We start from the raw sequence: 25,722 nt of genomic DNA, 5'->3' as shown, positions 1-25,722 counted from the left end.
GGTAAGGGGGGATTGGGTGTAGGGGCAGGAATAGGGTCTTTTCCAACAGGAGAGATCCATTGGTTAAGTAGACCACTGTCTTAAGGGCGCAATTAAAAAAACGCCTGTATCAGCAAGGTAGTACAAGGCGCTCAGGCGCTGAGAAACAAAAAGGGTTCTTTCTGGAAGAGTGATTTTTCAGGGGAGCTGAATCAGAAGGGAGGCTGGCAGCCTTTGGGGAGGCCACCAGCCATGTGAGGGGGAATCCATGAAAACCACATCACAGAATTATTATCTCATCACCGCGGGGTCCGCACAATGGAGCTGACGATCACACCGAATTTTGCACAGGAACGAGCACTTAACCAGCTGCGCCGTAATTGGAAGGATACAGAAACCTTCATGGTGTACTCGCCGACGGGCAGCGGTAAAACGGGACTGGCCGCCTTCATCGTTGCCGGGTTCGTTAGTCGTGGCATGCGGGTAATGTTTTGCGCGCCTTACCAGATCCTCATAACCCAAACTGCAAAGCGTTTTGTGGAGTATGGGTTGCCGGGTGATGAAATCGGCTATGTCTGGGCGGATCACCCAAACTACGATCCTACCCTCAAAATACAAATCGCCAGCGCCGATACGCTTATTCGTCGCGTTTTCCCTGACAATATCGATCTGCTGATTATCGACGAAGCTCACCTGCGAAAAAAACGCATCCTGCATGATATCGAACGCCTGCGCGAAAAAGGCGTGAAAGTGATCGGGCTGTCGGGGACACCGTTTTCCCCGTTCCTGGGCAAATACTATGACCGACTGATTAAGCCAACCACCATCGGCGAGCTGATCCAGCGCGGCGACCTGAGCAAATACGAATTTTACGCCCCCACAAAGCCGGATCTGAAAGGGGTTAAAACCTCTCCGTCCCTGCAGTACGGTACCGACTACAACGAGGCGCAGCTGGCGGAAATCATGTGCGGTTCAACGCTGGTGGGCGATATCGTCCAAAACTGGCTGGAGAACGGCCGGGACCTGCCGACAATCGCGTTCTGCGTCAACGTAGACCACGCTAATTTTCTGACTATTCAGTTTAACCAGGCTGGCGTAAATGCAGAGGTTATGACTGCAGATACGCCTGCGGAAGAACGCCAAACCATCATTCACCGCTTCGAAACTGGCGCCACAAAAATCATCGTCAGTGTAGGTGTGCTGGTTGCCGGGTTCGACAGCGATGTTCGCTGCATCATCTACGCCAGGCCAACTAAGAGCGAAATTCGCTGGCTGCAGGCGCTCGGGCGTGGCTTGCGCACCGCACCGGGTAAAGAGTCCTGCCTCATCTTCGATCACAGCGGCACCGTGCACCGCCTGGGTTATCCGGACTCTATCGAATATGACGATCTTCCGGGTAAATCAGACGGGATGGAGGAGGGCGCGCGCCGCGCAGCTGAGGAACGAGCAGAAAAGCTGCCTCACGAATGCTCGCAATGCCACTTCATGAAGCCTGCTGGCGTCTATGTCTGCCCTAAATGTGGCCACAAGCCGCTGGCCGGTGAGGACATTGATACCGACACCGGGCGAAAACTCAAAAAACTTGGGGGCGAGCAGCGACAGCCGACGAAGGAAGAGAAACAAGCCTGGTGGAGTCAGATCAAATTCTATCAGCGCCAGCGCGTATCGCTGGGGAAAAAGCCTGTCAGCGATGCCTGGTGTGCTCACACCTTCCGCGAACGTTTTGGCGAATGGCCGAACGGACTGAGCGATTACCCGATGGATATCACGCCGACAGTTTCAAACTTCATTAAGCACAAGCGGATCAGCTTCGCTAGACGAATCGAAAAAGAGCAGCGCCAGCAGGCACAGGCAGAAGAGCTGCCTACCCAAGAAAGAATTCAGCAGGCGCTTAATCGCGTCAGTGATATCAGACAGCAGTTAGGAAAACGAGTATGAAAACGGTAGAAGCAGCAAAAGGCCAGTGGGCCATGATTTTTGAGCATTACGGACTGCCGCCGATCACTGGTAAAAATCACTTTAGAGGGAAATGCCCGCTGTGTGATTCGATTGGAAAGTTCCGCATCGATGACCGCGACGGCGCGGGAACATGGATCTGCACCTGCGGCAGCGGTGACGGGCTTAAGCTGGTTACCGAAACCCAGGGCAAACCATTCAACGAGGTTTGCCGGGAAATCGATGCACTGATCGGCAATACGTTCCGACGTGACAAAATTCCCGAGACTAGCGACGCGTCTAAGCTGAGGAAAAAGGTACTTAACAACTTTGCAAAAATGTCTCCTCTGCGTGGTACATCCGGCGCTGAATACCTGAACTCACGCGGTATTTATCAGCTTCCAGCTGAGGCTGTGCGACTCAACCCCAAGCAACGGCATAACGGACGGGTGTACCAGTCTATTTATTCACTGGCAACAGACGATAAAGGGGAGCTGTGTTACCTCCACCAGACGTTACTCGATGGTGCAAAGAAGGCTGACATCGGGGCCAGCGCCAAGCGCCAGAAATCGCTGCAGGAAGATAACTATCTTGATCACGCTCGTTCGGTTGCTATCCGTATGTTCCCGGTAGCGACGACCCTCGGAATTGCTGAGGGTATCGAAACAGCTCTTTCCTGCAAGCAGCTCTACAACGTTAACACCTGGGCCACCATGACCAGCGGATTCATGAAGAAATTCCGTGTTCCTGCAGGTGTGAAAAATTTGATTATTTTCGCAGATCGAGACGTAAACAGCGCCACCGGATTGGCTGCGGCCACGGAATGCGCCCATACCAACTTACTGGCAAAAAATGACCTGGAAAAAATCAGCATCTACTACCCGGATAACGGGGATTTTAACGACATGCTCATGAACGGCGATCAGGTTCGTGAGGTGGTTTTCTTCAAGAAAAAGGCGGCTGCGTAATGCGTACTGATAACAACGAACATAAAGCACTATTCACCATCCCGACGGCAGCGCACAGCTCCGCCCTCGCAAACATCAAGCCTCTGCCCGAGCAACGGAGAATCACCGGGCATAAGCAGACTGACGCTTATCTTTGGGTGCTGGAGGTGATCCGTCTGAACGAACCCGCACATCTGGACGCAGCCGAAGCCGCGCTGGAGAAAATTGAAATCTCCCCAAAAGAGGCCGAGAAACGTTACGCGCGTTATTTGCTGGCGAATGGTGGCGATCCTTTCCAGGTTGCTTTCGGTACCATCGGCATGGATAACCCGGACCGGACAATCAAGAACGCCCGGGAGAGCATCAAAAAAGCAGCATCAGTCAGGGCTACTTTCGGCAGCTATGAGGCCGCGCTCGAAGATGTTGAAGCTGAGAGAGTAATCAAGTCTTCCCCGAAATTTATCGCCGATCACCGTTGGGGATGGACTCCGGCCGAGAAGAAAGCAGGCAGCATTAACGGCAGCCGTATGTATGAAATTGATGATCAGCGTCGGGCATTTGTTGATGGATATCGCGATGTGTTGCCTGAGCCACACACGCTTTCGGATGTAGTCCGTGAGCTGATTTATTGGGACTGGCTTTACTGGGCGCGCAACACTGCCGGGAACGAGCTCGAACACGAATACGGTTACTCCGAACACCACGAATCCGTACATGACCGCGAGCGCTACCTTGAAAAATTGCTTGCTACCATCAAACCCGTGACGCGAGCTGAAGCTATCGAGGTATGTCGTTGGTTCCTTGAAAGTGAAAAGGCCCAGTACATGGAAAACGACGGCGCGGCGGTGATTCTTAACCTGGTAGGGGAGTGTGAAGAATGAAACTGGAAGCATCACTCAAACATTTCAGCCCTCAGGGCATGCACATCAGCGACGACGTGAAAGGAACCTCTCCGGATCGCCTTACAGGAACAGATGTAATGGCGGCGATTGGCACCACCAGCAGCCGTGCGCGCTTCGGCCTGGCGGCGTTCTTCGGTAAAGCGGGAATCAGCAAAACGGATGAACAGCTCGCAGTTCAGGCGCTGGCGCGATATGCGATGGATGTCGCACCGAAGAATGTTCGCAAAGCAGCTGGTGGGCAGTTCGGATGGTGTATGCAGATGCTGGCGCAATTTGCCTTTGCTGATTATTCCCGTTCGGCGGCTACCAGCGTGACGTGTCACAGCTGCAATGGGACCGGGTTTTTCTCAGCGAATGAGGATGTGATTAAACATCCTGGTATTTTCGACGCCGACGGTGCCGAAGTGGTGGCCCCGAAGATTAAAAATGAGCTTGTGAATAGGGTTTGCGGAACATGCGGAGGAAAGAAAGTGATCCTTGCCCGGTGCAGGTGTGGCGGTAAAGGCGAAGTGTTGGACCGCAAAGCGACTAAAGACCGCGGCGCACCGGTTTTCAAAACGTGTGAACGTTGCTCTGGTAATGGCTTCTCTGCAATCTCCTCGGCGACGGTACACCGTGCCATTCTGAAGCGTCTCCCGGACCTCCATCAATCCTCATGGTCACGCAACTGGAAACCCTTCTATGAAATGCTGGTGGACACTCTGCGCCAGGGGGAGCGTCACGCAGCAGTCGAATTTGAGAAGGCGACAACTTATTAATATGATCGGAGCAAATGGCGACACTTTTTTGCACGTTAGTGTTGACTTTGCATAAAACTGTCCTGTATGCTTCTAATCGTGGAAGATACCGTCCAAACGAAATCAAACATTGAAACCCTGCCTCGGCGGGGTTTTGCTTTTCTAAGGCTGCCATCGGGTGGCCTTTTTTGTTTCCCCTCAATCTGAGAGGACTCACGGCAATAAGAGGGGGCTAAATGTCCGATCCTGTTTCTGGCACTACGGTAGCTGCTGGTGGTCTGATGGGGGCCAGCATGTTCGGCCTGGCAACCGGCATAGATTACGGTGTGGTGTTTGGCGCATTCGCTGGCGCGGTGTTCTACGTCGCTACGGCGGTTAATATCAGCCGCCTTAAGCTGGTGGGTTACTTCATCACCTCATTCATCTTCGGCGTTATCGGCGCGCCACTGCTTGGCTCTTATTTCTCCAAATGGACGGGGTATAGCGACAGGCCACTTGATGCGCTGGGCGCGGTAATAGTTGCCGCAGTGGCTATTAAGCTGCTGACGTTCGTCAACAGTCAGGATTTGGGTAGCCTGTTTGGAATTCTCTCTCGCTTACGTGGAGGAGGGGCCAGCAATGGTAACAAGTGATCCGAGTGCGATGGTGAACGCCGTTATTTGCGGCGTAATCGTCCTTGTCCTGATGTTCTACCAGCGAGGTGGGGCGAGACATCGCCCACTGATCTCGCTGATGGCTTATTTCACGGTTCTGGTATACGCCAGCGTTCCTTTCCGTTATCTGTTCGGCCTGTACCATGAATCGCACTGGTTTGTGGTGCTGGTGAACGTCCTGATATGCGCTGCCGTTCTCTGGGCTCGGGGAAACGTGGCGCGTCTGGTTGATGCACTGAGGCACTAATGAACCAATCACAATTTCAAAAGGCGGCTGGGCTAAGCGCCGAGTTAGCTGCGCGCTGGTTTCAGCCAGTCACCGATGCGATGAAAGAATTCGGCATTACCAAGCCGGTAGACCAGGCCATGTTCATTGCGCAGGTTGGGCATGAATCAGCTGGCTTCACTCTCCTGGTGGAGAGCTTCAATTACCGGATTGCCGCACTAGTTAACTTCATTCGTGCAGGACGCCTTACCGCAGAACAGGCAAACGCGTTAGGCCGCCGCCCTGAAGAACGGACATTACCGATTGAGCGCCAGCGAGCCATTGCGAACCTGGTATACAGCAAACGCATGGGTAACAACGCACCCGGCGACGGCTGGTTATACCGTGGGCGTGGGCTTATCCAGATTACCGGCCTCAACAACTACCGTGATTGTGGAAACGGCCTGAAAGTTGATCTGGTTAAGCAACCTCAGTTGCTCGCTGAAGACGTATACGCGGCAAGAAGTGCGGCATGGTTCTTTGTCACTAAGGGCTGCCTTAATCATTCTGGCGACCTGATGCGCGTGACGAAGATTATCAACGGCGGAACGAACGGACTGGAAGATCGTCGCGCTCGCTTCGGTCAGGCCAAAACAGTACTGGTATGAGGTTGATATGGGTTTAGAAACGATAATCGGTATTGCTGCACTTGTTATGGCTGCTATCGCTGGTGCCTTTGGCATTGGCCATTCACGCGGCACCAGCAAAGCGGAAGCCAAAGCAGACCAGCAGCGCACCGAAGAAAAGGCCGCAGCCACTGAAGCAGTAGCCGAACGCCGGGTAGAAGCAACGAAAGAGGCCAGCAATGTACAGCAGACTGTTAACCGCATGCCTGATGACGATGTTGATCGCGAGCTGCGTGACACGTGGAACCGTCCCGGTGGTGGTTGATACCGCCTGTGACTGGGTAAAGCCAATCTACCTGACCGATCACGACATCGACGTCATGGATCGCCAGACGAAGAAAGACATCCTGGCACATAACAAAGCGTGGCAGGCGAACTGCCAGAAGGAAAACAGAGCCTCGCAATAGCGGGGCTTTTTAATGCGCATCGCACGCGCACATTCTACTCAGAACTTTTCAGGATGACCCTTGAGGAACCGGCTGGTGTCGGAGCCTTCTGAGGGCCGGATCTCCTGTGCGACAAGGTTCATCACTAAAAGGTAATTCCGATGAGCGGACTTGTTAGAAATGCAGGGAAAACCTGTTCCGTTAATTCATGTGAACGGCCAGCGCATTGCAAAGGCATGTGCCAGATGCATTATCTGCGACTCTATAAAACGGGATCCCTCGAAGCAAAATCACCACTCGATAGACTGAGAAGCAAGTATATGGTTGATGATTCAACCGGATGCTGGAATTGGCTTGCATACATAAATCCAGACGGTTATGGAATGTTCAAACACAAAGGGGTTATGACCCTGGCACACAAAGCCAGTTATGAACTACTGGTCAAGAATGTACCTGATGGTTTTGAACTTGATCACGCCTGCCATAACCGAAAGTGTGTCAACCCAAAACACCTAAGAGTGGTAACGCACACAGTAAATATCTGGAATCGAATAAAGCCTGTGAGCTCGACTGGTGTGATGGGCGTCTCAATCAGGGAAAGCGGTAAGTACAGGGCAAGACTGACGAGAAATGGCGATATCATTTTCCAAAAGGAATTTGAGACATTATCCGAAGCAACGGCTGCGGTTGAGAAAGCACGATACGAATTTGAGGGAAAATAATGGACGTCATTGTTGATGGGGTTCCTTATGTCCGCGCCGATAGCGTTTCTCACAATAAAATCGGCATCGGGATAACTACGCATAACAGGCCGCAGGTGCTCGCCAATTCACTTGAGCAACATCGAAAACATTTACCTCCCGGCGCAGTGGTATTCGTCATTGATGACGGGTCCAACCCTCCTGCAAAAGTGCCGGAGTGGTGCAATTTAATCCGACATGATAAGTCACGAGGAATTGTCGCATCGAAAAATTCCAGCCTTGAATGCCTTATGGACTCAGGATGCGAACATTTATTTTTGTGGGACGACGATGCGTATGCCATCGCTGATAACTGGCACCTGCCTTACATCGAATCACCAGAGCCGCACCTGGCTTACCAGTTTCTCGATCTGGCTGGCCGCAATAAGCTGAATGACCTTTCGGTGCTTTACCGTGACGATCAGCATGTGGCGTACACCGGGCAGCGCGGCGTGATGCTTTATTACCACCGCAGCGCCATCGAGAAGGTAGGCGGATTCGATCCGGTTTATGGTCGCGGCATGTACGAACACAGTGACCTCGCCCTGCGGATTCATAACGCTGGCCTCACGACGTGGGCATACGCTGATGTCGTCGGTTCAGAAAAGCTTATCCATTCTCTCGATGAGCATGAGGCCGTAGAGCGTTCAGTGCCGAGGCCCGACCGCCAGGCGCTGGTGGAACGTAACGTGAAGATCCACAACGAACGACGCGATGCAGGGTATACCGGTTACGTTGAATACCGGCAGCAGCGCGACGTGGTAATCACAACGCTGCTCACCAGTCAGCCTGACCCTCAGCGCGGTACTAAACTGACGGCCTCGCCTGACATGCTGGCTAAATGGGCCGCATCACTCCGGCAGTGTGGACGTATCGCGCTGGTGGATGAACTGCAGACAGCCCCGGCAGATGTTGAACTTCACTGCGTCCCTGACGTGCAGATGAATGTCTACTTCCGGCGCTGGCTGCACATCTGGCAGCACCTGCGCAATCATCCTGAATACCGGTTTGTCTGGTGCACCGATGGTACCGATGTCGAAATGCTTCGCGCACCGTGGGAAGAAATGGAACCCGGGAAGGTATATGTCGGTTCTGAACCGAAGACCTACGCCGACACCTGGGCGAAACAGAATCACCCTGAGCGTATCTATCAGGAATTCATTGAAGCGCACCGCGGCGATGTGATGCTTAACGCTGGTCTGCTGGGTGGAACCCGCAATGATGTAATGGCGTTCGCTCACGGCATCATCCGTCTTTACTACCGGATAGAGAGTTATCGTTTTTGGAAGAAAGAACAGGCTGGCGCTGCGGTGGGTGACATGCTGGCGTTCGGTATTGTCGCGCAATCATTTGCTGACAGGCTCGTCACTGGCCCTCTGGTTCATACCGTATTCAAAACTGATGGTATCGGTAAGGAGTGCGCATGGTTTCGCCATAAGTAACGAGAGCATGGCATAATGTAAGTGGGTAGGTTAGTTCCCGAAAAATGACACCGTCATCGCCTGCCTTCTATAACATGACAAGCACCCAAGAAGAGGTTGTTATGAAGCCGCAAGCATTCACCCATGAAAATGAAGTCTTAGCTATGGCTCCATTAGGAGGGGAGGACGAAAGCCTTTTCTCAAAGCAAAATGTTCGCCTGGTAGGCAATAGTGAAATTCAGTGGGATTTCATTTTACCAGATGGAAAGGACTGGCATTTCCGTCAGCAATTACCTCATCTTTCTGACGAAGCGAAACTTGGTGCTTTTAAATATTACATTCGCAGCGTCCTTAAAAAGCAGTCTAAAGGAACTATGTTGGTTATGATCGACGGGAAAGAAGTAACTGTCCCGTTTCATTATGAAAAAGAAACAGGCGGAAGAATAATTAAAGTGCCAGAGCTCGAGGGGGATTTTTTAGATGGGTCTGCATTAGGCGACACCATCCCGAATTTCATAAGCGCACGCCGTTAACATTTTTACTAAACATCCTGAGGTCGCCATCGAGCGGCCTTTTTTATTGGGGGTATCTGGTGGCTGAATTGATAAAGTTTGTGGTGGTCGGCCATCACTCTCGCTTAGGTCATGCACAACGTCTTGCTGCACTGCTGGATGCTCATTTGTTGATTGATGACGGTAACCACGGCGCGAACTGGAATCATCGCCGCGCGCTTGAATGGGCAGCAGAACAAACATGCCGGGTAATTGTTGTTGAAGATGATGCTCAGCCTTCAAGCAGTCTTACTGAGCTGGTGATAGGTCACTGGCTAAACCGCTTCCCTGATTCTCTGGTGAGTTTTTATCTCGGTACAGGCCGACCACCCCAGTATCAAATGCAGATAGCCGAGCGGTTGATAGTTGCTGATAAAACTCAGGCTGACTACATCACTCTGCCGCGACTGATACACGGGGTGTGCTATAGCGTACCTCCGCAACATATCAACCGCGTGCTGTCTCGATGGGATAACAGTAAGCCCGCTGATTATGCCGTGGGTGATGCCTGGGGCGGTGCAGTGGTCTATCCGTGTTACTCGCTGGTGGACCATGCAGACTTTGAATCAGTCGAGTGTCATCCTGACTCAGCACCACGAACAGAACGCCGCCGGGCATGGAGGTTAGCCTAATGCCTGCGTTAATACCGAGAGCATGCCGCAAGCGTGGCTGCCCTGGCACAACCACAGACCGCTCAGGGTATTGCCCCAAGCATCTTAACGAAGGCTGGCAGCAGCATCAGCGAGGACAGAGCAGGCACCAGCGCGGTTATGGCAGTAAGTGGGACAGGCTGCGCCCAATCGTTCTCGACAGGGATAAACACCTTTGTCAGGAATGCCTGCGAAATGGAAGGTATACACCTGCTGAGACGGTGGACCACATCAAGCCGAAAGCTCAAGGCGGTACTGACGATCTCTCTAATCTGGAATCAATTTGCCGCGGCTGCCATAAAGCTAAGACAGCACGCGAACGCCTGAACAGAAATTAAGTAACGAGGTGAAGATGACTGAATCGAAACATGGTTCAGGGCTTCCGCACGCCCAGATGAAAGATATTCCCGGTTATCCAGGATATCTGGCAAGTGAAGATGGTCTTATTTACTCGCTCCGCTCAGGTAGCGTTCGGCAGCTGTCGATGCGGCTACATAACGGGTATTGGCACGTGAATGTAAACACCGGAGCCGGTAATGATACGAAAGTGAAGAAGCAAGTACACCAGCTTGTGTTGCTTGCCTTCACCGGGCCAAAGCCATCTGAAGCCCATATCACCCGCCATTTGGATGGCAACCCGCTGAACAACTGCAAAACAAACCTCGCTTGGGGAACGCCAAAGGAGAACACTTCAGACAGCATGCAGCACGGAACGGCCGCTTGTCTGCGGCGCGGACAGCGAGCGGTCGCAACAAAATTGAAGCCAGAAATCATCCTGAGCATTGAGCGAGAGGCGAGTTCTGGTAAGAGGCTGGTAGAAATTGCAAAGCGCTACGGTATTACGCAGACGCATGTTCGCCGCATCAGGGATCATCTGTGCCATCCAGATATTTGGTCAAAGGGGGAGGGCGGGTAAAAACCTCAGGGGAATCACCCCAAAGGACCGCCGCCTAACCTCTTTTCACATCGCCGCAGGTTAGAAAACTTTTTTTAGGGGTCCCCCACTCGATGATTAATAGGAGTTTTCGATTATGTCTGGACCACCGAAAACCCCGACCCATCTACGTTTGGTGAGGGGTAACCCATCAAAACGCCCGATTAATGAAAACGAACCAAAGCCAGTTGCAGGGGTACCCCCAACGCCGAAGCATTTCGACAAGCAGGGGAAATACTGGTTTAAGCGGATGGCCGACGAGCTCGATGCTATCGGTGTGATGTCCCAACTGGACGCCAGAGCACTTGAGTTGCTGGTTGAGGCATATACCGAATACCGGCACCACTGCGACACGCTTGAAATTGAGGGGTACACCTACCGGACCGAAACGCAGAGCGGGGATGTGATGATCAAGGCTCACCCGGCAGCCGTCATGAAAGCTGATGCCTGGAAACGTCTGCGCGCCATGCTCGGTGAGTTCGGCATGACGCCAGCCAGCCGCTCTAAAGTGAATGCAAAAGGTCCTGATGCGGTTGATCCGCTGGCCGAGTTTATGAAAGCGAGGGATTAATGGCTAAGGTTGCAGAAGGCATCCGCTACGCCGAGAGGGTGGTGGCGGGGGAAATTATTGCCTGTGAGTACGTGCGCCTTGCCTGTCAGCGTTTTCTTGACGATCTGGCACATGGCGAAGAGCGCGGTATTTTCTTCAGTGAGCCGCGCGCGCAGCACATTCTGAATTTCTATAATTTTGTTCCTCACGTAAAAGGCGCGCTGGCAGGCCAGCCTATTGAGCTGATGGACTGGCATGTTTTCATCCTGATTAATATTTTTGGTTTTGTTATCCCGCTGGTTAACGAAGAGACGGGGGAAACCGTCCTGCGTAACGACGGCAGCGGTCGGCCGGTGATGGTCCGGCGTTTCCGTACAGCAGATGTTGAGGTGGCCCGTAAAAATGCCAAATCAACACTTTGCTCCGGCGTGGGGCTCTATATGGCTGGCGCTGACGGCGAGGGCGGGGCGGAGGTTTATTCCGCTGCAACCACCCGTGACCAGGCGCGAATTGTTTTTGAAGACGCGAAAAATATGGTCAAGAAGGCGAAAGCCACTCTTGGGCGGATCTTCGAATTCAACAAGCTCGCTATCTACCAGGAGCAAACGGCCTCCAAATTCGAGCCTTTATCATCAGATGCGAACAACCTCGACGGCCTGAACATCCACTGTGCAATCGTCGACGAGCTGCATGCTCATAAAACCCGTGACGTCTGGGACGTTCTGGAGACGGCCACAGGCGCGCGCCTGCAATCGCTGCTTTTCGGTATCACCACCGCAGGCTTCAACAAAGAAGGTATCTGTTACGAACTACGCGATTACGCAATCAAGGTCCTGCGCGGCCTGGTTAAAGACGATACGTTTTTTGCCATCATCTACACCTTAGATGAAGGTGACGATCCCTTTGATGAAAAAGTCTGGCAGAAGGCGAATCCGGGGCTGGGTATCTGTAAGCGCTGGGATGACCTGCGCCGCCTGGCTAAAAAGGCGAAAGAGCAGGTTTCGGCCAGAATTAACTTTTTCACCAAACACATGAATATCTGGGTTACCGCTGAGTCTGCCTGGATGGACATGATGAAATGGGAAAAATGCGAGTTTATCGCCCCGCAGCACGAACTTAAAACCTATCCCTCCTGGGTGGGCGTTGACCTTTCAAACAAAATTGATATCTGTGCAGCCGCTAAAGTCTGGCGCGCGCCAGGTGGCCACGTTCATGCGGATTTTAAATTCTGGCTGCCGGAAGGACGCCTTGAGAAATGTTCACGTCAGATGGCAGAGCTTTATCGTAAGTGGGCCGAGATGGACAAACTGATCCTTACCGACGGGGATGTAATCGACCATGCCCAGATTAAGGAAGAGCTGCAGGCGTGGGTTGCTGGTGATAGCCTGAAAGAAATCGGCTTTGATCCGTGGAGTGCAACGCAGTTCAGCCTTTCGCTGGCAGAGGAAGGGTTGCCGCTGGTGGAAGTGCCGCAGACGGTTCGCAATTTCTCTGAGGCGATGAAAGAGGTCGAAGCACTGGTATACGGTGGACGCTTTCATCACAGCGATCACCCGGTGATGAACTGGATGATGTCCAACGTAACCGTCAAACCTGATCGGAACGAGAACATTTTTCCTAACAAGTCCACACCGGAGGCCAAGATTGATGGCCCGGCGGCATTGTTCACAGCAATGAGCCGTGTTCTGGTTAACGGTGGCAACGACCAGCAGGATCTCTCCGGATTCTTCAATAATCCCATCATGGTAGGTTTCTGATGAAAAAAAACAAACGGCCAGGCAGGGTTAAAAGTGCTCTGCTTAACTGGCTTGGCGTGCCTATCAGCCTGACTACCGGCACGTTCTGGGAGGAATGGTTTGGTACCAGCAGCAGCGGAAAGGTGGTAACGGCCGATAAAGCCATCCAGCTATCGGCTGTATGGGCATGCGTAAGGCTGTTAAGCGAGTCTATTTCAACCCTTCCGCTGAAAATATACGTCAGACAGCCTGACGGTTCGCGCAAAGCGGCAACCGACCACCCGGCTTATTCTGTACTGTGTCGCCGTCCCAATTCAGAAATGACTCCATCACGCTTTATGCTGATGGTGGTCGCCAGTATTTGCCTGCGCGGGAACGCCTTCATTGAGAAGAAATTCATCGCAAATCGCCTGGTTTCGCTGGTGCCTTTGCTGCCGCAGAACATGGTGGTTAAACGTCTTACTACCGGGGCGCTGGAATACAAATATACTGAAAACGGTAACGAGCGCGTCATTCCCGTCAAAAACATCATGCACATTCGCGGGTTCGGTCTGGATGGCGTTTGCGGCATGATGCCGATGAAAACGGGCCGGGATGTGATCGGTGCCGCGATGGCTGTTGAAGAATCTGCGGCAAAGATTTTTGAACAGGGGCTTCAGAGTTCAGGTTTCCTCTCCGCTGAAAATGCTCTCAGTGATGACCAACGTGAAAGGCTTCGCGGCTACATGGCTGCATTTACCGGCTCTAAAAATGCCGGAAAGATAATGGTACTTGAAGGCGGGTTAAAGTATCAGGGCGTCACCATGAACCCTGAAGATGCCCAGATGCTGGAAAGCCGTTCTTTCAGTATTGAGGAAATTTGTCGCTGGTTTCGCGTGCCGCCTTTCATGGTCGGTCATACCACGAAACAAAGCAGCTGGGCATCCAGTCTTGAAGGGATGAACCTGCAGTTCCTGACGCATACCCTTCGACCGCTGCTGGTAAATATTGAGCAGGAAATTGGCCGGTGCTTACTCGACAGCGATGACGAAGTGTTTGCAGAATTCTCTGTTGAAGGTCTACTGCGAGCCGATAGTGCAGGTCGCGCGGCATACTATACCAGCGCGCTTCAGAATGGCTGGATGTCCCGTAATGATGTTCGCCGTCTGGAGAACATGCCGCCGATTGAAGGGGGCGATATTTACACCGTTCAGCTCAACCTGACGCAACTGAAAAATCTCGATAGCAGCAATCCTGCTGTTCAGGCTCTGGCCCTGCGAGAGCTGCATAACCACGTATTCCCCGATATTTCCTTTGAACAATCTCCGCTGAAACAGGCCGCTTAGGAGCACTTTCCTGATGAGCAAAAAACAACTTCCGGTAGCACCGGCAGGTCGCCCCTGCGCGCGCGTTACCTGTGAAACATTACCGTCCGCACTGGACCGCTGGGACGGCGGGATCAAAGCGGCTGCCACCGACGATAACAGCATTTCTGTTTTTGATGTTATCGGGCAGGACTACTGGGGCGAAGGGGTAACAGCTAAACGTATTGCCGGTGCGCTTCGGGTGATGAACGGTGCCGACGTTACGGTGAATATCAACTCCCCGGGCGGTGACATGTTTGAAGGCCTGGCAATTTACAACCTTCTCCGCGAATACGAAGGCCGTGTGACGGTGAAGGTACTTGGCATTGCCGCCAGTGCCGCCTCAATAATTGCGATGGCCGGGGATGATATTCAGATTGGCCGTGGTGCCTTCCTGATGATCCATAACTGCTGGGTCTACGCAATGGGAAACCGCCATGACTTTGCTGAACTGGCACAGTCACTGGAACCCTTCGACACCGCCATGGCTGACATCTACGCTGCGCGTTCCGGTCTGGATATGGCCGCCGTACAGAAGTTGATGGATGCGGAAAGCTATATCGGTGGCAGTGATGCTGTGGCGAAGGGACTGGCAGACAGCCTGCTTTCTGCTGATGCGGTCAGCGATGGTGACGAATCTCCCGCCGCCGCGCTGCGAAAACTCGATGCGTTACTGGCTAAAACCAACACCCCGCGCTCTGAGCGCCGAAAACTCATTAAAGCCTTATCCGGTGGCATGCCTGGCGCTGTCACCACCCACGACGGTACGCCGGGCGCTGCCGAAGATATCAAACCTGAAACCCTCAATTCACTTGAAAGCGCCCTGGCGGCGTTAGTCAAATAAGGACCTTTTATGTCTGAAGTAAACGATATTCTTAAAAAAGTCACTGCCAGCATTGAAGAAGCAACCAGCAAGTTCAACGCGAAAGCAGAAGAAGCAGTCAAAGAGGCGCAGAAGTCGGGCAAGTTGTCTGAAGAAACAAAGGCAGCCGTTGATAAAATGGCTTCTGAGTTTAACGCCCTGCGTGAAGCAGAAAAAACGCTGAAGGCCGCGATGGGCGAACTGGAGCAACATGTTGCCCAGATGCCGCTGGCAAACGCGAAACAGGTTATCGAGTCCGTTGGCCACCAGGTGATCTCTGCTGAAGCGCTGAAAACCTTTGCCTCTGGCGTGGAAGGTGGAAAACGTATCAGCATCCCGGTTAAAGCCGCACTGACTTCGGTGGATGTGCCTGATGGTGTCGTCGAACCCCAGCGAATTCCTGGCATCGATACGGCACCAAAACAGCGCCTGTTCATTCGCGATCTGATTGCGCCTGGCCGTACTTCCTCCCCGGCTATTTTCTGGGTGCAGCAGACAGGCTTTACCAACAACGCGAAAGTGGTTCCTGAAAATACGCAGAAACCCTACAGCGACATTGAGTTTACGCCGAAAATCACTGGTGTAAGCACTATCGCTCACCTGTTCAAAGCCTCCAAGCAGATCCTGGATGACTTCGCTCAGCTGCAGTCAACCGTTGATGCCGAAATGCGCTACGGACTGAAGTACGCAGAAGAGCAGGAAATTCTCTTCGGTGACGGTACCGGTGTGCATCTGCATGGCATCGTCCCTCAGGCTTCAGCGTTTAACCCGGCGTTTACTGTTGAACATCAGAGCGGTATTGACGATCTGCGTCTGGCAATGCTGCAGGCGCAACTGGCGCGCTTCCCTGCATCCGGCCACGTCCTTCACTTCATTGACTGGGCACGTATCGAGCTGACCAAAGACAGCCTTGGCCGCTACATCCTGGCTAACCCTGCGGCGCTGACTGGACCGACTCTGTGGGGCCTGCCAGTTGTTGCCACCGAAGCGGCAGCCTTCCAGGGTAAATTCCTGACCGGTGCTTTCAACGCTGGCGCGCAAATCTTCGACCGCGAAGATGCGAACGTGGTGATTTCCACGGAGAACGCCGACGACTTCGAGAAAAACATGATCTCCATTCGTTGCGAAGAGCGTCTGGCGCTGGCCGTCAAACGCCCTGAAGCTTTCGTGTATGGTTCATTCAGCACTGGCGCGGGTAGCTGATAAATATTGCGGCCTTCGGGCCGCTTTTTTCGGGGCAAACAAATGCTTGATCAGAACATGGTGAAACAGCACTGCCGCATTGATACCGATTTTACCGGTGATGATGATCTGCTGAAGATTTACACGGGGGCAGCGGCGCGGTACGTCCAGACATGGACAAGGCGAACGCTCTATGAGTCTGAAAGCAGCCCTGGCTATGCAGAAGACCCGGACCCGATTCTTCTTAATGACGATGTAAAGGCGGCCATGTTACTGCTGATCGGACACTGGTATGCCAACAGAGAATCAGTGGCCGTCGGTCAGACCGTTGCAGAGGTCCCGCTTGCAGTTGAAGCCTTGCTGCAGCCATACCGAATTTACGGGGTATAGGAGGATTTTATGCAGGCCGGAAGACTGAGAGACAGGGTGGTAATTCAGAACATCACAACATCGCGTGATCCTTCAGGTCAGCCTGTTGAAGCGTGGCACGACGGCGCAGAAACCTGGGCAGAAGTAAAAGGTATTAGTGGGCGAGAGCTGGTAGCCGCTGGTGCTGAAACCGCAGTCGCCACCATCAGGGTATGGACACGATTTCGTAGCGATATCTCTGCAGCTTCCAGACTCAGGGTTGAAACCGGACCGTTCAAAGGCGCTATTTTGAATATCATTGGCCCACCGATTCCAGATTCTCGCGGTGTTCAGCTCGAAATTCTTTGCAAGCAGGGAGCTGAAAAATGATTGAGACGAGCCTCGATTTTTCCGGGTTAAATGACATCGCAAAGGATCTGGAGGCGCTTAGCCGCGCTGAAAATAACAAGGTTCTGCGTGATGCCACGCGCGCTGGCGCCGAAGTGCTTAAGGAAGAAGTGATCGCCCGCGCTCCGGTGCGTACCGGGAAACTGAAAAAAAACGTGGTGGTGGTGACCCAAAAAAGCCGCCGCCGCGGGGAAATTTCTTCCGGTGTCCACATTCGTGGTGTTAACCCGCGCACCGGGAACAGCGATAACACGATGAAGGCGAATAACCCGAGAAACGCCTTTTACTGGCGGTTCGTCGAAATGGGTACCGTTAACATGCCGCCGCACCCTTTCATTCGTCCCGCGTTCGATGTACGCCAGGAGCAGGCGACGGAGGTCGCAATCAGGCGCATGAACCAGGCCATTGACGAGGCATTAAGCAAATGACGGAAGACGATCTCTATCCTCTGTTGGCGCCGCTGGCCGGAGGGCAGGTTTATCCCTACGTTGCGCCGCTCGGCAGTGACGGGAATCCTTCAGTCTCTCCGCCCTGGGTAATTTTCTCGATTATTACCGACGTGGCCGCAGACGTTCTTTGCGGCCAGGCTGAATCTGCCGTTTCTGTGCAGGTTGATGTCTATTCCAGCACCATCGATGAAGCGCGCACGATCAGGAATATGGCGCTTGATGCACTGCAGGTGCTGAAGCCGGAAAGCATTGTGAAAACGCCGGGCTATGAGCCTGATCTGCGCTATTACCGGGCAACGCTCGAATTTCAGGTAACCGTTTAACCTTACCCACCATAACAGACCGCCCCGGCGGTCTTTTTTATCTGGAGAAACCATGACCAGTAAGTATGAAGTAACAAAGGGGATGACCTTTGCCGTCTCCGACGCACCGGTAACCGCTGAGGATTTTAACGCCTCAGGTTTCCCGGGGGCTGGCATTACCTGGCTCGAAGCGGCCTGTGCAACAAAGGAGATCACCTTCACCGGCGGGCAGAAAGGGGATATCGACGTAACCACGCTTTGCTCAACTGAACAGGAGCAAACCAACGGCCTCGCCGCGCCTGCTGAAATGAGCATTACCCGTAACTGGGTTGGCGATGAAGCAGCACAGGAGGCACTGCAGACCGCTTACGAAAATGACGAACTGCGCGCGCTGCGCGTGGTATTCCCGTCTGGCAACGGTTTCTACGTGCTGGTGGAGGTACGCCAGAGCTCATGGTCTGCTGCAACCTCTTCCGTTGTTGGCGCTACCTATTCTCTGCGTGTACGCGGCAAACCTAAACGCATCCACGCGTCTGGTTCTTGAGCGGCTTCGGCCGCTTTTTTTATCCCTTCGACCATGTAACAAGAGAAAAATGAAATGGCGCAAAAAACATCACAGAATTCATTACGCAACGTGGCGCTTACAGCATCGAAAGCCTATCGCACCAAAGAAGGTATCACGGTCCCTGAATGGGATGGAGCAAAGGTAACGCTGCGTGAACCTTCTGGCGATGCCTGGGTGAAATTCAGGGAGATCGTTAATCCCCAGCTCGCCGATGGCGAAGAGGCACCGACGCTGACGGAGGCTGAAAAGTTTCTGCGTAACAAAGAGGCTGATGTGGTTCTGTTTATTGACGTTCTGCTGGATGAAAACGGCGAGCGCGTATTCAGCGATGAGGATCAAGAGCAGGTATCTAAAATTTATGGTCCTGTGCACTCCCGCCTGCTGGCTCAGGCCCTCAACCTCGGAATGAGCCAGGAAGAAGCGGGAAAGCCGTAAAGCAGCCGCTGACCTTTTTCCTGATGTCATTGGCGCTCCGGATGGGGCGCACTCTTCACGAACTGCGCCAGACCATGACCGCCAGCGAGCTCAAAATGTGGATCGAGTTCGACCGCATCAGTCCAATTGGTGACTGGCGCGCCGATGCACAGGCGGCGCAGATCTCCGTTGCAATGCTGAACTCTCAGGGTGGGAAATTCACCATTCCTGACGTGATGCTGAAGTGGGGAGAGCAGGAAGAGGTCGCAGAAGTCTCAGAACTCGAAAATTGGATATCCGGTCTTTGACGCCCGCGGCTGCGGGCTTTTTTTATGGGTGAAATATGGCAACGCTGCGCGAGCTAATCATCAAAATTTCGGCGAACTCATCTTCTTTCCAGTCAGAGATCGCCAGAGCGTCCCGCATGGGAACGGATTACTACCGCACTATGGAACAGGGCGGGAAAAAAGCTGCAGCGGCCACGCGTGAAACTCAGCGGTCTTTGGCTGACCTGAACTCTCAGCTAGCAACAGTACGATCCTCTGCTGCCGGGCTTGCCGGTGCGTGGGCTGGTGCATTTGCCACGCATCAGCTGATTCAGTTTGCCGACACATGGAACCAGTTGAATGGGCGTCTTCGCCTTGCGTCCTCTTCCAGTGAGGATTACGTGCAATCCCAGCGCGTGCTGATGGAGATTAGCCAGCGCACCGGAACATCCCTCGAGGCAAACAGCAACCTGTACAGCAGAATTGCGCAGTCCCTGCGTGATGCCGGTTACGCTTCTGCTGACGTCGCAAAAGTTACAGAAACCGTAGCAACCTCACTGAAGCTGTCTGGCGCCAGTACCGAAGAGGCGAGCTCTGTTATCACCCAGCTTAGCCAGGCGCTTGGCTCAGGCGTTTTGCGAGGCGAAGAATTTAACTCCATCATGGAGAACGGCGGCCGCCTGGCGAAACTGCTGGCTGATGGGCTGGGTACCACTGTTGGTGGCCTGCGAAATATGGCCAACAACGGCGAGCTGACAACCAACAAGATCGTCCCGCTGCTGACCAACGTCGAGATCCTCCGTAAAGAATTCGACACCCTTCCTGCATCAATCAGCGGATCTGCACAGAAAGTGCAAAACGCCTTCCTTGCATGGGTTGGCGGGGCGAACGATGCGGTCGGCGCATCATCAACGCTTTCCGGCGTGCTGGATGGCCTGGCGAATAACATCGATGATGTGGCAAATACAGCCGGTATTCTGGTTGGTGTTGGCCTCGCTCGTTATTTTGGCAACATGGTCGGCAGCGTTGCTCAGTCAACCCGGGCAGTCCTCGCTAATACGGCCGCCGAGGTCGCGCTGGCGCAGGCTCAGGTCCGTGGAGCTCAGGTTAGCGTTGCTGCTGGTCGCCAGGCTGTTTACCGCGCTCAACAGGCGCGTGCAGCGGCGACGAGTATTGAGGCTCAGATTGTCGCTGAGCGTAATCTTGCTGCTGCTCAGGCATCACTGAATACGGCGCTTGCTGGCAGAACTTCGGCCGTTAATAACCTCACCAATACAGCCTCGGTGATGTCCCGCCTGGGTAGTGGCGTTCTTGGTGTTCTCGGTGGCTGGCCTGGAGTGATTATCGGTGCCGGCGCTGCGATGTATGGCCTGTATCAGCATACCCAGCAGGTGCACCGTGAGGCGGTAGGTTTTGCCAACAACCTCGACGAGATCAACACCAAGCTCCAGCAGATGTCGGTGCTTGGCCTGCGTTCGACCGCAGCTGATGCCCGTACATCTTTACAGGCGCAAAAACAGGACCTGGCCGACCTCGACTCTCAGATCGCGAAGGTGAAAGACAGCCTTAAGGCGGTTGACCAAATCCAGCAGGACTATAACCGCCATCCGACGCTGACTCTGATTAACACTTTCATGGACCAGGCCGACATCACGGCCAAAAATATCGAGCTGACCGATAAGCTGAACCAGCTGGAGTACCAGCGCGAACAGGCAGCCTCTAAAGTCGAGCAAACGCAGAAGCTGGTAAACCAGGCCAGCGATCTGGCCACGCAAAAGGCTATCGAACAGGCTGGCGCCGTCTCTATCCTGAAAGGTGCGTATGACCTGCTTAACCGCTCAATGTCAGCGACCGCTGGCGCCAAGCCGCCGCAATATGCCGGGCCCGTCGTTTCACTGGCGAACGCAACGCCTCAACAGCAAACCGCACTGGAGCGCTCACGCCGAGATAACGAGCTGGCCAGCCTAAGCGGTTTAGAGAAACTCCATCAGCAGCACGTGTATGAAGCAGAAGACCTGAAGCTGACGGGAGCACTTTACACCCAGTACATCTACAACAAGGATCAGGCAGCCAAAAAAGATGCAGCGGCTGCGGAGGCAAAAAAAACCTCTACCGCCGCCTCGAAAGCACAGAGTAAAGCCGAGCGTGAAGCGGCCAGCACCGCCGAACAGTATTCCCGGAAAATGGCCGATCTGAGTGTGGCTATCGATGTGCAACGCGTCAGGGCGACGGAAGGCGAAAAAGCATCCGAGCTTTACGCGGCATCGCACCAGGCAGGCACTAAATGGACCGACGAGCAGCGCAGGGCGATCCAGGCATCATCAGCAGAGCTGGCAAAATGGACGCAAAAAGCCGACGAGAACGTGCGCAAGCAGCGCGAGCAGGCTGATGCCCTGAAGGATTTAACTGAAGCGGCCAGAAAGTTCAGGGATGAGGCGACGCTGAAAACCGAAACCGCAGGCATGAGTGATCGCCAGCGCAGCCGGTTCGACGAGACGCAACAGATCGACCGTGTTTTTGCTAAAACGGACGGCGGTACCGAGGCCATCGCGCAGCGCGCCGCAGCCCTCGATGCTCTGGATAAGAAATACAAGGCTATTGCAGCAGCTGAAGCGGATTGGATGTCCGGAGTATCACGCGGCTATGCAAACTGGTTTGATGAAATCAGTAACGTATCCGGCACGGTTTCTGATGGGGTGAAAACCACACTCGACAGCGCTTTTGGTAACGTCACCTCAATGCTAGAAGGCAATAAGGTTAGCTGGAAATCGTGGGGTATTTCTGTCCTGCAGATTATCGAAAAAGTGGCTCTGCAGATGGCGGTGGTTAGCGCGATGGGGGGGGCCTCTTCCGGTTCTGGCATCTTTGGCTCTCTCATCGGCAGTGTAGGCAGCTTCTTCGGGGGCGGGGCGGGAGCATCAGCCAGCACCGGTACGGCGGTTTCCAGTTACGGATCGAACTTCCAGTTTAACGCCAAAGGCGGCGTTTATGACTCCCCCTCTCTGAGCGCTTTCAGTAATGGGATCGTCAGAAACCCCACCATGTTCGCTTTCGCAAAAGGCGGGGCCGGAATCATGGGCGAGGCTGGGCCGGAGGCGATCATGCCGCTTACCCGCGCGCCGGATGGTTCTCTCGGCGTTCGTGCGGTCGGAGGTGGCGGCGGTCAGTCCGTATCTTCGGCGCCACAGGTTTATATCACCATCGATGGCAACGGAAACACTCAAACTCAGGCCTCACCAGGCCTTGAGCAATTTGGTGCCGAGGTCGGGGAATTTGTTGATCGACGTTATAAGCAGAATGTGATGCGTGACATTCGTCCCGGCGGCGACATCTGGAACGCAATGAAAGGAACCCGATAATTATGGCCATTGAAACTTTCACCTGGTGCCCACGGATTAACGCGGAGGCTGATACAAGTTTCCGCGTCAGAAAAGCCCAGTTTGGCGATGGATATGAGCAGGTTTCAGGAGATGGATTGAACACCAGATCCCAGCAATGGACGCTCAACTTCACTGGCAACGAAACCTACATTTCTGCCATTAAATCTTTTCTCGACAGGCATGAAGGAACGAAAGCCTTTCAATGGAAGCCACCGCTCGAACCTTTGGGTTTGTATCGTTGCGAAACGTATAAACCCACCGGGCTTGGCGCGGGGAAATTCAACCTTGAAGCAACATTCATCCAGGCATTTAAACCATGAGCTTAAACGCAGATTATCAGAAGCTGGAATCCGGAAACGATGTTCGTCTGATTGAGGTGGACGGTTCTTCCTTTGGGCTAACGGACGTTCTCCGCTTTCACAATTACAGCATTCCCCACACAGAAGCGGAAATCATCGCCGCTGGTGGGGATGAGTCCAAGCTTCCGGCGAAACCAATCTGGTGGCAGGGAAATGAATATGCCGCCTGGCCATATCAACTGGAAGGTCTAGAGAAATCAACCAGTGGGAGCAATGCAACGCCATCCCTGACGGTTGCGAACATCGAAAGCTCCATTTCAGCCCTGTGTCTTGCGTATGACGATCTGCTGCAGGCGAAAGTCACTATTCACGACACAAAAGAGAAATATCTCGATGCCAGAAATTTCGCAGACGGCAACCCCACAGCAGACCCGACTCAGGAAAAGCTGCAGGTCTGGTATATCGACGGGAAAACGGGCGAGCTTGCCGGTGAAACCGTTGAATTTGCTCTGTCCAGCCCGATGGATCTGCAGGGGCAAATGATCCCGACGCGACAGCTTCATTCCCTGTGTACCTGGTGCATCCGGAATAAATATCGTACCGGCGACGGCTGCGACTATGCCGGCACCCGCTATTTCGACAAAAACAACAACCCGGTAAGCGATCCGTCGCTGGATGAATGCAACGGCACGCTGACGGCCTGCAAACTCCGATTCGGCGAAAATGACGAACTCTCGTTTGGTGGCTTCCCGGGCACGTCTTTGATCAGGAGTTGATATGCGTCAGAAAACCATCGATGCGATTATGGCGCATGCTGCAGCTGAATATCCTCATGAGTGTTGCGGCGTGGTGGCGCAGAAAAGCCGCGTTGAACGTTATTTCCCGTGCCGGAATCTTGCTGCGGCGCCGGAGGACAATTTTGTCCTTTGCCCCGAAGACTACACAGCTGCTGAGGACTGGGGAACGGTGATCGCCATCGTTCACAGTCACCCTGACGCCACAACGCAACCGAGCGAACTGGATAAAGCGCAATGCGACGCAACGCTTTTACCCTGGCATATTGTGAGCTGGCCGGAGGGGGATTTACGCACCATCCAGCCGCGCGGAGAACTGCCGCTGCTGGAGCGTCCGTTTGTGCTTGGACACTTCGACTGCTGGGGGCTGGTAATGAGCTATTTCCGGCAAACGCATGGTATCGAGCTCCACGATTACCGGGTGGATTATCCCTGGTGGGAAAACGACTATCCGGACAACTTCTATCATGATTGCTGGTATGAGTGCGGATTCCGTGAATTCGACGGACCACCGAAACCCGGTGATATGGTGATCATGCAGGTCCAGGCCGATAAGTGGAATCACGCGGGAATTCTACTGGAGGGAAATATGCTGCTGCACCACCTGTACGGACATCTGAGCCAGCGCGTGCCGTATGGTGGCTACTGGCAGGAAAGGACGATGAAGGTTCTACGATATAAGGACCTGTGCTAACCTTTTGTAAAACAAAAAAGGGGTTAGGGATATGAGGAAATTTCTTTCGATATTGGCGTGTAGCCTGATTATTGTTGGTTGCTCACCTTCGGAAAAGGATTTTATTGACATGGGGGAATCCTTAGTTAAAGACACCCTCAAAGATCCGGATAGCGCTAAGTTTGAATCATTTTTCCGTGATTTCGGAGAAAATAGTGGATATGTTTGCGGTTATGTGAATGCTAAAAATTCATACGGCGCATATACGGGTAAAAAACCATACTATGTACGGATTGAGGTCAAAGATGGAAAGGTCAATGATCATGGACCAATCATCATTATTAATGACCAAGACCAAAAGAAAATTGATTCATATGAGTCAATCTGTCAAAAGGACTGATGTGCGATGAAAAAGATTATCCTCCCAATTTTTGTCTTCCTGCTGATGGGGTGTTCTGTTTCCTCACTGGAAGAACAAAAACCTATTCTATCAGAGCATTCAACAAAAACTGTTGATGAAGTTAACCGTTGCCTTGCTCCTAAATGGGTGGAACTACGATCTTCAAGCTCCAGCATACCCACTGAGTCAGGATACAAAATCACAGCATCTGACGATATATTCGGTGCTCTTTCAGTAGTGAATATCGATAAATCAGCGACAGGCGGAAGCGATATAAAGGTTTATGCCGTCGCGAAAGGTTGGAACGACCACTGGGCTACGGCCGCCAGATCATGTCTTTGAAAAAACATAAATAATCCAAGCCACCTTCGGGTGGCTTTTTTGTATGGAGAATGAAAATGCCAGAGGTCATGACCCGAATTGAACTCGGCGGTGTTTTGGGTAAAACCTACGGAAAGGTTCACCATCGATTAATACGCACAACCGCTGAGGCCATCAACTCTCTTACGAAAACTATAAATGGGCTGGAGAAATTCCTGATCACCAGCAAAGCTAGGGGCCTGACTTACGCCGTTTTCAAAGATAAGAAAAATATCGGAAAGGATGATTTTGGTTTTCCGGTAACCGGTGAGGTTATTCGAATTGTACCGGTTGTAATCGGAAGTAAAAAAGCCGGTGTATTACAGACAATTCTTGGCGCCGTGCTCGTCGTTGTTGGGGTAGCCATTGGCTATTTCTCAGGTGGCACTCTATCAGCGGTGGGGTACGGGGCTGCGAAATTCGGTGCAGCCATGATGCTGGGAGGCGTTGTCCAAATGCTATCTCCTCAACCTGCAGGTCTGGCCAGCAAACAAAGCGCTGACAACCGTGCATCATACGCATTCGGTGGTGTAACAAACACCGCGGCGCAAGGCTACCCGGTACCGCTCCTTTATGGCCGCCGGCGGATAGGCGGAGCGATTATTTCTGCCGGAATTTATGTCGAAGATCAGCAGTAGATAACTAACCTTTTTTCAGGCCACCTT

At 53.1% G+C, this 25,722-nt stretch carries 34 protein-coding genes; all 34 read left to right on the top strand.

The genetic code is table 11. The features are described 5' to 3' along the window. Positions 1 to 297 precede the first annotated feature (297 nt). The 34 genes from ACMWL8_RS18150 (at position 298) to ACMWL8_RS17985 (ending at position 25,695) form a co-directional block, all read left to right on the top strand. Positions 298 to 1,917 carry a DEAD/DEAH box helicase gene (locus tag ACMWL8_RS18150; protein ID WP_045261745.1) on the top strand — a complete coding sequence of 540 codons (1,620 nt, stop codon included), beginning with the start codon at positions 298 to 300 and terminating at the stop codon, positions 1,915 to 1,917. Then, positions 1,914 to 2,882 carry a toprim domain-containing protein gene (locus ACMWL8_RS18145; protein WP_045261744.1) on the top strand — a complete coding sequence of 323 codons (969 nt, stop codon included), beginning with the start codon at positions 1,914 to 1,916 and terminating at the stop codon, positions 2,880 to 2,882. The genes ACMWL8_RS18150 and ACMWL8_RS18145 overlap by 4 nt, the downstream gene beginning before the upstream one ends. Further along, positions 2,882 to 3,742, top strand: a complete 861-nt coding sequence (locus ACMWL8_RS18140) for a hypothetical protein (protein WP_045261743.1) — start codon at positions 2,882 to 2,884, stop codon at positions 3,740 to 3,742. The genes ACMWL8_RS18145 and ACMWL8_RS18140 overlap by 1 nt, the downstream gene beginning before the upstream one ends. Continuing rightward, positions 3,739 to 4,521, top strand: coding sequence for an antitermination protein (locus tag ACMWL8_RS18135; RefSeq protein ID WP_045261742.1), 783 nt, complete (start codon positions 3,739 to 3,741; stop codon positions 4,519 to 4,521). The genes ACMWL8_RS18140 and ACMWL8_RS18135 overlap by 4 nt, the downstream gene beginning before the upstream one ends. Before the next feature lie 215 nt (positions 4,522 to 4,736). Continuing rightward, positions 4,737 to 5,132, top strand: coding sequence for a phage holin family protein (locus tag ACMWL8_RS18130; RefSeq protein ID WP_016063604.1), 396 nt, complete (start codon positions 4,737 to 4,739; stop codon positions 5,130 to 5,132). After that, the gene (locus ACMWL8_RS18125) at positions 5,119 to 5,400 is read left to right on the top strand and encodes a phage holin family protein (RefSeq protein ID WP_016063605.1); all 282 of its coding nucleotides are present in this window, start codon (positions 5,119 to 5,121) and stop codon (positions 5,398 to 5,400) included. Before ACMWL8_RS18130 ends, ACMWL8_RS18125 begins: the two co-directional genes overlap by 14 nt. Next, complete coding sequence (locus ACMWL8_RS18120; protein WP_016063606.1) at positions 5,400 to 6,026, top strand: glycoside hydrolase family 19 protein; 627 nt, start codon at positions 5,400 to 5,402, stop codon at positions 6,024 to 6,026. Before ACMWL8_RS18125 ends, ACMWL8_RS18120 begins: the two co-directional genes overlap by 1 nt. 7 nt (positions 6,027 to 6,033) lie before the next feature. Continuing rightward, positions 6,034 to 6,309 (top strand): hypothetical protein, encoded by a 276-nt coding sequence (locus tag ACMWL8_RS18115; protein WP_045261741.1) that lies wholly within the window; start codon positions 6,034 to 6,036, stop codon positions 6,307 to 6,309. Beyond that, a complete protein-coding gene (locus tag ACMWL8_RS18110) occupies positions 6,260 to 6,451 on the top strand; it encodes a hypothetical protein (RefSeq protein WP_045261740.1) in 192 nt (63 codons plus the stop codon). The genes ACMWL8_RS18115 and ACMWL8_RS18110 overlap by 50 nt, the downstream gene beginning before the upstream one ends. Positions 6,452 to 6,750: 299 nt before the next feature. Next, positions 6,751 to 7,152 carry an HNH endonuclease signature motif containing protein gene (locus ACMWL8_RS18105; protein WP_157843456.1) on the top strand — a complete coding sequence of 134 codons (402 nt, stop codon included), beginning with the start codon at positions 6,751 to 6,753 and terminating at the stop codon, positions 7,150 to 7,152. Then, positions 7,152 to 8,612, top strand: a complete 1,461-nt coding sequence (locus ACMWL8_RS18100; RefSeq protein WP_045261739.1) for a glycosyltransferase family 2 protein — start codon at positions 7,152 to 7,154, stop codon at positions 8,610 to 8,612. The genes ACMWL8_RS18105 and ACMWL8_RS18100 overlap by 1 nt, the downstream gene beginning before the upstream one ends. 101 nt (positions 8,613 to 8,713) lie before the next feature. Continuing rightward, a complete protein-coding gene (locus tag ACMWL8_RS18095) occupies positions 8,714 to 9,124 on the top strand; it encodes a hypothetical protein (protein ID WP_045261738.1) in 411 nt (136 codons plus the stop codon). Positions 9,125 to 9,180: 56 nt separating this feature from the next. Further along, positions 9,181 to 9,774: a hypothetical protein gene (locus tag ACMWL8_RS18090; RefSeq protein WP_072049710.1), complete on the top strand. Its 594-nt coding sequence runs from the start codon at positions 9,181 to 9,183 to the stop codon at positions 9,772 to 9,774. After that, positions 9,774 to 10,130 carry an HNH endonuclease gene (locus ACMWL8_RS18085; RefSeq protein ID WP_045261736.1) on the top strand — a complete coding sequence of 119 codons (357 nt, stop codon included), beginning with the start codon at positions 9,774 to 9,776 and terminating at the stop codon, positions 10,128 to 10,130. Before ACMWL8_RS18090 ends, ACMWL8_RS18085 begins: the two co-directional genes overlap by 1 nt. Before the next feature lie 14 nt (positions 10,131 to 10,144). Beyond that, entirely contained in the window at positions 10,145 to 10,708 is a 564-nt protein-coding gene (locus tag ACMWL8_RS18080; protein WP_052683051.1) for an HNH endonuclease, read from the top strand. 115 nt (positions 10,709 to 10,823) lie between these two features. Beyond that, positions 10,824 to 11,297, top strand: coding sequence for a phage terminase small subunit P27 family (locus tag ACMWL8_RS18075; protein WP_045261735.1), 474 nt, complete (start codon positions 10,824 to 10,826; stop codon positions 11,295 to 11,297). Then, positions 11,297 to 13,033 carry a terminase large subunit gene (locus ACMWL8_RS18070; RefSeq protein ID WP_045261734.1) on the top strand — a complete coding sequence of 579 codons (1,737 nt, stop codon included), beginning with the start codon at positions 11,297 to 11,299 and terminating at the stop codon, positions 13,031 to 13,033. The genes ACMWL8_RS18075 and ACMWL8_RS18070 overlap by 1 nt, the downstream gene beginning before the upstream one ends. Next, the gene (locus ACMWL8_RS18065) at positions 13,033 to 14,337 is read left to right on the top strand and encodes a phage portal protein (RefSeq protein ID WP_045261733.1); all 1,305 of its coding nucleotides are present in this window, start codon (positions 13,033 to 13,035) and stop codon (positions 14,335 to 14,337) included. Before ACMWL8_RS18070 ends, ACMWL8_RS18065 begins: the two co-directional genes overlap by 1 nt. A 13-nt stretch (positions 14,338 to 14,350) precedes the next feature. Further along, positions 14,351 to 15,199, top strand: coding sequence for a head maturation protease, ClpP-related (locus ACMWL8_RS18060; RefSeq protein ID WP_045261732.1), 849 nt, complete (start codon positions 14,351 to 14,353; stop codon positions 15,197 to 15,199). Positions 15,200 to 15,208: 9 nt separating this feature from the next. Further along, positions 15,209 to 16,420: a phage major capsid protein gene (locus ACMWL8_RS18055; protein WP_045261731.1), complete on the top strand. Its 1,212-nt coding sequence runs from the start codon at positions 15,209 to 15,211 to the stop codon at positions 16,418 to 16,420. A 42-nt stretch (positions 16,421 to 16,462) separates the two neighbouring features. After that, positions 16,463 to 16,789: a head-tail connector protein gene (locus ACMWL8_RS18050; RefSeq protein WP_045261730.1), complete on the top strand. Its 327-nt coding sequence runs from the start codon at positions 16,463 to 16,465 to the stop codon at positions 16,787 to 16,789. A gap of 9 nt (positions 16,790 to 16,798) precedes the next feature. After that, on the top strand, positions 16,799 to 17,137 hold the full coding sequence (locus ACMWL8_RS18045) for a phage head closure protein (protein ID WP_045261729.1): 339 nt from the start codon (positions 16,799 to 16,801) through the stop codon (positions 17,135 to 17,137). Then, the gene (locus ACMWL8_RS18040; protein ID WP_016063565.1) at positions 17,134 to 17,583 is read left to right on the top strand and encodes an HK97-gp10 family putative phage morphogenesis protein; all 450 of its coding nucleotides are present in this window, start codon (positions 17,134 to 17,136) and stop codon (positions 17,581 to 17,583) included. The genes ACMWL8_RS18045 and ACMWL8_RS18040 overlap by 4 nt, the downstream gene beginning before the upstream one ends. Then, entirely contained in the window at positions 17,580 to 17,927 is a 348-nt protein-coding gene (gene gp17 / locus ACMWL8_RS18035) for a tail completion protein gp17 (RefSeq protein ID WP_045261728.1), read from the top strand. Before ACMWL8_RS18040 ends, gp17 begins: the two co-directional genes overlap by 4 nt. 52 nt (positions 17,928 to 17,979) lie before the next feature. Then, positions 17,980 to 18,450: a phage tail tube protein gene (locus ACMWL8_RS18030; protein ID WP_045261727.1), complete on the top strand. Its 471-nt coding sequence runs from the start codon at positions 17,980 to 17,982 to the stop codon at positions 18,448 to 18,450. A gap of 54 nt (positions 18,451 to 18,504) precedes the next feature. Continuing rightward, the gene (locus ACMWL8_RS18025; RefSeq protein WP_045261726.1) at positions 18,505 to 18,906 is read left to right on the top strand and encodes a phage tail assembly chaperone; all 402 of its coding nucleotides are present in this window, start codon (positions 18,505 to 18,507) and stop codon (positions 18,904 to 18,906) included. Positions 18,907 to 18,929: 23 nt separating this feature from the next. Further along, the gene (locus ACMWL8_RS18020) at positions 18,930 to 19,193 is read left to right on the top strand and encodes a DUF4035 domain-containing protein (RefSeq protein ID WP_045261725.1); all 264 of its coding nucleotides are present in this window, start codon (positions 18,930 to 18,932) and stop codon (positions 19,191 to 19,193) included. A 35-nt stretch (positions 19,194 to 19,228) separates the two neighbouring features. Next, positions 19,229 to 22,510 carry a phage tail tape measure protein gene (locus tag ACMWL8_RS18015; RefSeq protein ID WP_045261724.1) on the top strand — a complete coding sequence of 1,094 codons (3,282 nt, stop codon included), beginning with the start codon at positions 19,229 to 19,231 and terminating at the stop codon, positions 22,508 to 22,510. Positions 22,511 to 22,512: 2 nt separating this feature from the next. Then, positions 22,513 to 22,851, top strand: a complete 339-nt coding sequence (locus tag ACMWL8_RS18010) for a phage tail protein (RefSeq protein WP_045261723.1) — start codon at positions 22,513 to 22,515, stop codon at positions 22,849 to 22,851. After that, the gene (locus ACMWL8_RS18005) at positions 22,848 to 23,606 is read left to right on the top strand and encodes a phage minor tail protein L (RefSeq protein WP_045261722.1); all 759 of its coding nucleotides are present in this window, start codon (positions 22,848 to 22,850) and stop codon (positions 23,604 to 23,606) included. The genes ACMWL8_RS18010 and ACMWL8_RS18005 overlap by 4 nt, the downstream gene beginning before the upstream one ends. A gap of 1 nt (position 23,607) precedes the next feature. Then, a complete protein-coding gene (locus ACMWL8_RS18000; RefSeq protein ID WP_045261721.1) occupies positions 23,608 to 24,318 on the top strand; it encodes a C40 family peptidase in 711 nt (236 codons plus the stop codon). Between the two features lie 31 nt (positions 24,319 to 24,349). Beyond that, the gene (locus tag ACMWL8_RS17995) at positions 24,350 to 24,697 is read left to right on the top strand and encodes a hypothetical protein (RefSeq protein WP_045261720.1); all 348 of its coding nucleotides are present in this window, start codon (positions 24,350 to 24,352) and stop codon (positions 24,695 to 24,697) included. 6 nt (positions 24,698 to 24,703) lie between these two features. Continuing rightward, positions 24,704 to 25,039, top strand: coding sequence for a hypothetical protein (locus ACMWL8_RS17990; protein WP_045261719.1), 336 nt, complete (start codon positions 24,704 to 24,706; stop codon positions 25,037 to 25,039). Positions 25,040 to 25,095: 56 nt separating this feature from the next. Further along, on the top strand, positions 25,096 to 25,695 hold the full coding sequence (locus ACMWL8_RS17985; RefSeq protein ID WP_045261718.1) for a tail assembly protein: 600 nt from the start codon (positions 25,096 to 25,098) through the stop codon (positions 25,693 to 25,695). Positions 25,696 to 25,722 lie beyond the last annotated feature (27 nt).

The organism is Enterobacter sp. 04-C-12-SI-ECC, from assembly GCF_047530715.1.
Lineage (GTDB): Bacteria > Pseudomonadota > Gammaproteobacteria > Enterobacterales > Enterobacteriaceae > Enterobacter > Enterobacter bugandensis.
This window is presented reverse-complemented; position numbering and strand designations above follow the sequence as displayed.

Excerpts from the sequence above, each read along its gene's own strand:
- ACMWL8_RS18150 (WP_045261745.1), top strand. The coding sequence starts at position 298 with ATGGAGCTGACGATCACACCGAATTTTGCACAGGAACGAGCACTTAAC.
- ACMWL8_RS18145 (WP_045261744.1), top strand. The coding sequence starts at position 1,914 with ATGAAAACGGTAGAAGCAGCAAAAGGCCAGTGGGCCATGATTTTTGAG.
- ACMWL8_RS18140 (WP_045261743.1), top strand. The coding sequence starts at position 2,882 with ATGCGTACTGATAACAACGAACATAAAGCACTATTCACCATCCCGACG.
- ACMWL8_RS18135 (WP_045261742.1), top strand. The coding sequence starts at position 3,739 with ATGAAACTGGAAGCATCACTCAAACATTTCAGCCCTCAGGGCATGCAC.
- ACMWL8_RS18130 (WP_016063604.1), top strand. The coding sequence starts at position 4,737 with ATGTCCGATCCTGTTTCTGGCACTACGGTAGCTGCTGGTGGTCTGATG.
- ACMWL8_RS18125 (WP_016063605.1), top strand. The coding sequence starts at position 5,119 with ATGGTAACAAGTGATCCGAGTGCGATGGTGAACGCCGTTATTTGCGGC.
- ACMWL8_RS18120 (WP_016063606.1), top strand. The coding sequence starts at position 5,400 with ATGAACCAATCACAATTTCAAAAGGCGGCTGGGCTAAGCGCCGAGTTA.
- ACMWL8_RS18115 (WP_045261741.1), top strand. The coding sequence starts at position 6,034 with ATGGGTTTAGAAACGATAATCGGTATTGCTGCACTTGTTATGGCTGCT.
- ACMWL8_RS18110 (WP_045261740.1), top strand. The coding sequence starts at position 6,260 with ATGTTGATCGCGAGCTGCGTGACACGTGGAACCGTCCCGGTGGTGGTT.
- ACMWL8_RS18105 (WP_157843456.1), top strand. The coding sequence starts at position 6,751 with ATGGTTGATGATTCAACCGGATGCTGGAATTGGCTTGCATACATAAAT.
- ACMWL8_RS18100 (WP_045261739.1), top strand. The coding sequence starts at position 7,152 with ATGGACGTCATTGTTGATGGGGTTCCTTATGTCCGCGCCGATAGCGTT.
- ACMWL8_RS18095 (WP_045261738.1), top strand. The coding sequence starts at position 8,714 with ATGAAGCCGCAAGCATTCACCCATGAAAATGAAGTCTTAGCTATGGCT.
- ACMWL8_RS18085 (WP_045261736.1), top strand. The coding sequence starts at position 9,774 with ATGCCTGCGTTAATACCGAGAGCATGCCGCAAGCGTGGCTGCCCTGGC.
- ACMWL8_RS18080 (WP_052683051.1), top strand. The coding sequence starts at position 10,145 with ATGACTGAATCGAAACATGGTTCAGGGCTTCCGCACGCCCAGATGAAA.
- ACMWL8_RS18075 (WP_045261735.1), top strand. The coding sequence starts at position 10,824 with ATGTCTGGACCACCGAAAACCCCGACCCATCTACGTTTGGTGAGGGGT.
- ACMWL8_RS18070 (WP_045261734.1), top strand. The coding sequence starts at position 11,297 with ATGGCTAAGGTTGCAGAAGGCATCCGCTACGCCGAGAGGGTGGTGGCG.
- ACMWL8_RS18065 (WP_045261733.1), top strand. The coding sequence starts at position 13,033 with ATGAAAAAAAACAAACGGCCAGGCAGGGTTAAAAGTGCTCTGCTTAAC.
- ACMWL8_RS18060 (WP_045261732.1), top strand. The coding sequence starts at position 14,351 with ATGAGCAAAAAACAACTTCCGGTAGCACCGGCAGGTCGCCCCTGCGCG.
- ACMWL8_RS18055 (WP_045261731.1), top strand. The coding sequence starts at position 15,209 with ATGTCTGAAGTAAACGATATTCTTAAAAAAGTCACTGCCAGCATTGAA.
- ACMWL8_RS18050 (WP_045261730.1), top strand. The coding sequence starts at position 16,463 with ATGCTTGATCAGAACATGGTGAAACAGCACTGCCGCATTGATACCGAT.
- ACMWL8_RS18045 (WP_045261729.1), top strand. The coding sequence starts at position 16,799 with ATGCAGGCCGGAAGACTGAGAGACAGGGTGGTAATTCAGAACATCACA.
- ACMWL8_RS18040 (WP_016063565.1), top strand. The coding sequence starts at position 17,134 with ATGATTGAGACGAGCCTCGATTTTTCCGGGTTAAATGACATCGCAAAG.
- gp17 (WP_045261728.1), top strand. The coding sequence starts at position 17,580 with ATGACGGAAGACGATCTCTATCCTCTGTTGGCGCCGCTGGCCGGAGGG.
- ACMWL8_RS18030 (WP_045261727.1), top strand. The coding sequence starts at position 17,980 with ATGACCAGTAAGTATGAAGTAACAAAGGGGATGACCTTTGCCGTCTCC.
- ACMWL8_RS18025 (WP_045261726.1), top strand. The coding sequence starts at position 18,505 with ATGGCGCAAAAAACATCACAGAATTCATTACGCAACGTGGCGCTTACA.
- ACMWL8_RS18020 (WP_045261725.1), top strand. The coding sequence starts at position 18,930 with ATGTCATTGGCGCTCCGGATGGGGCGCACTCTTCACGAACTGCGCCAG.
- ACMWL8_RS18015 (WP_045261724.1), top strand. The coding sequence starts at position 19,229 with ATGGCAACGCTGCGCGAGCTAATCATCAAAATTTCGGCGAACTCATCT.
- ACMWL8_RS18010 (WP_045261723.1), top strand. The coding sequence starts at position 22,513 with ATGGCCATTGAAACTTTCACCTGGTGCCCACGGATTAACGCGGAGGCT.
- ACMWL8_RS18005 (WP_045261722.1), top strand. The coding sequence starts at position 22,848 with ATGAGCTTAAACGCAGATTATCAGAAGCTGGAATCCGGAAACGATGTT.
- ACMWL8_RS18000 (WP_045261721.1), top strand. The coding sequence starts at position 23,608 with ATGCGTCAGAAAACCATCGATGCGATTATGGCGCATGCTGCAGCTGAA.
- ACMWL8_RS17995 (WP_045261720.1), top strand. The coding sequence starts at position 24,350 with ATGAGGAAATTTCTTTCGATATTGGCGTGTAGCCTGATTATTGTTGGT.
- ACMWL8_RS17990 (WP_045261719.1), top strand. The coding sequence starts at position 24,704 with ATGAAAAAGATTATCCTCCCAATTTTTGTCTTCCTGCTGATGGGGTGT.
- ACMWL8_RS17985 (WP_045261718.1), top strand. The coding sequence starts at position 25,096 with ATGCCAGAGGTCATGACCCGAATTGAACTCGGCGGTGTTTTGGGTAAA.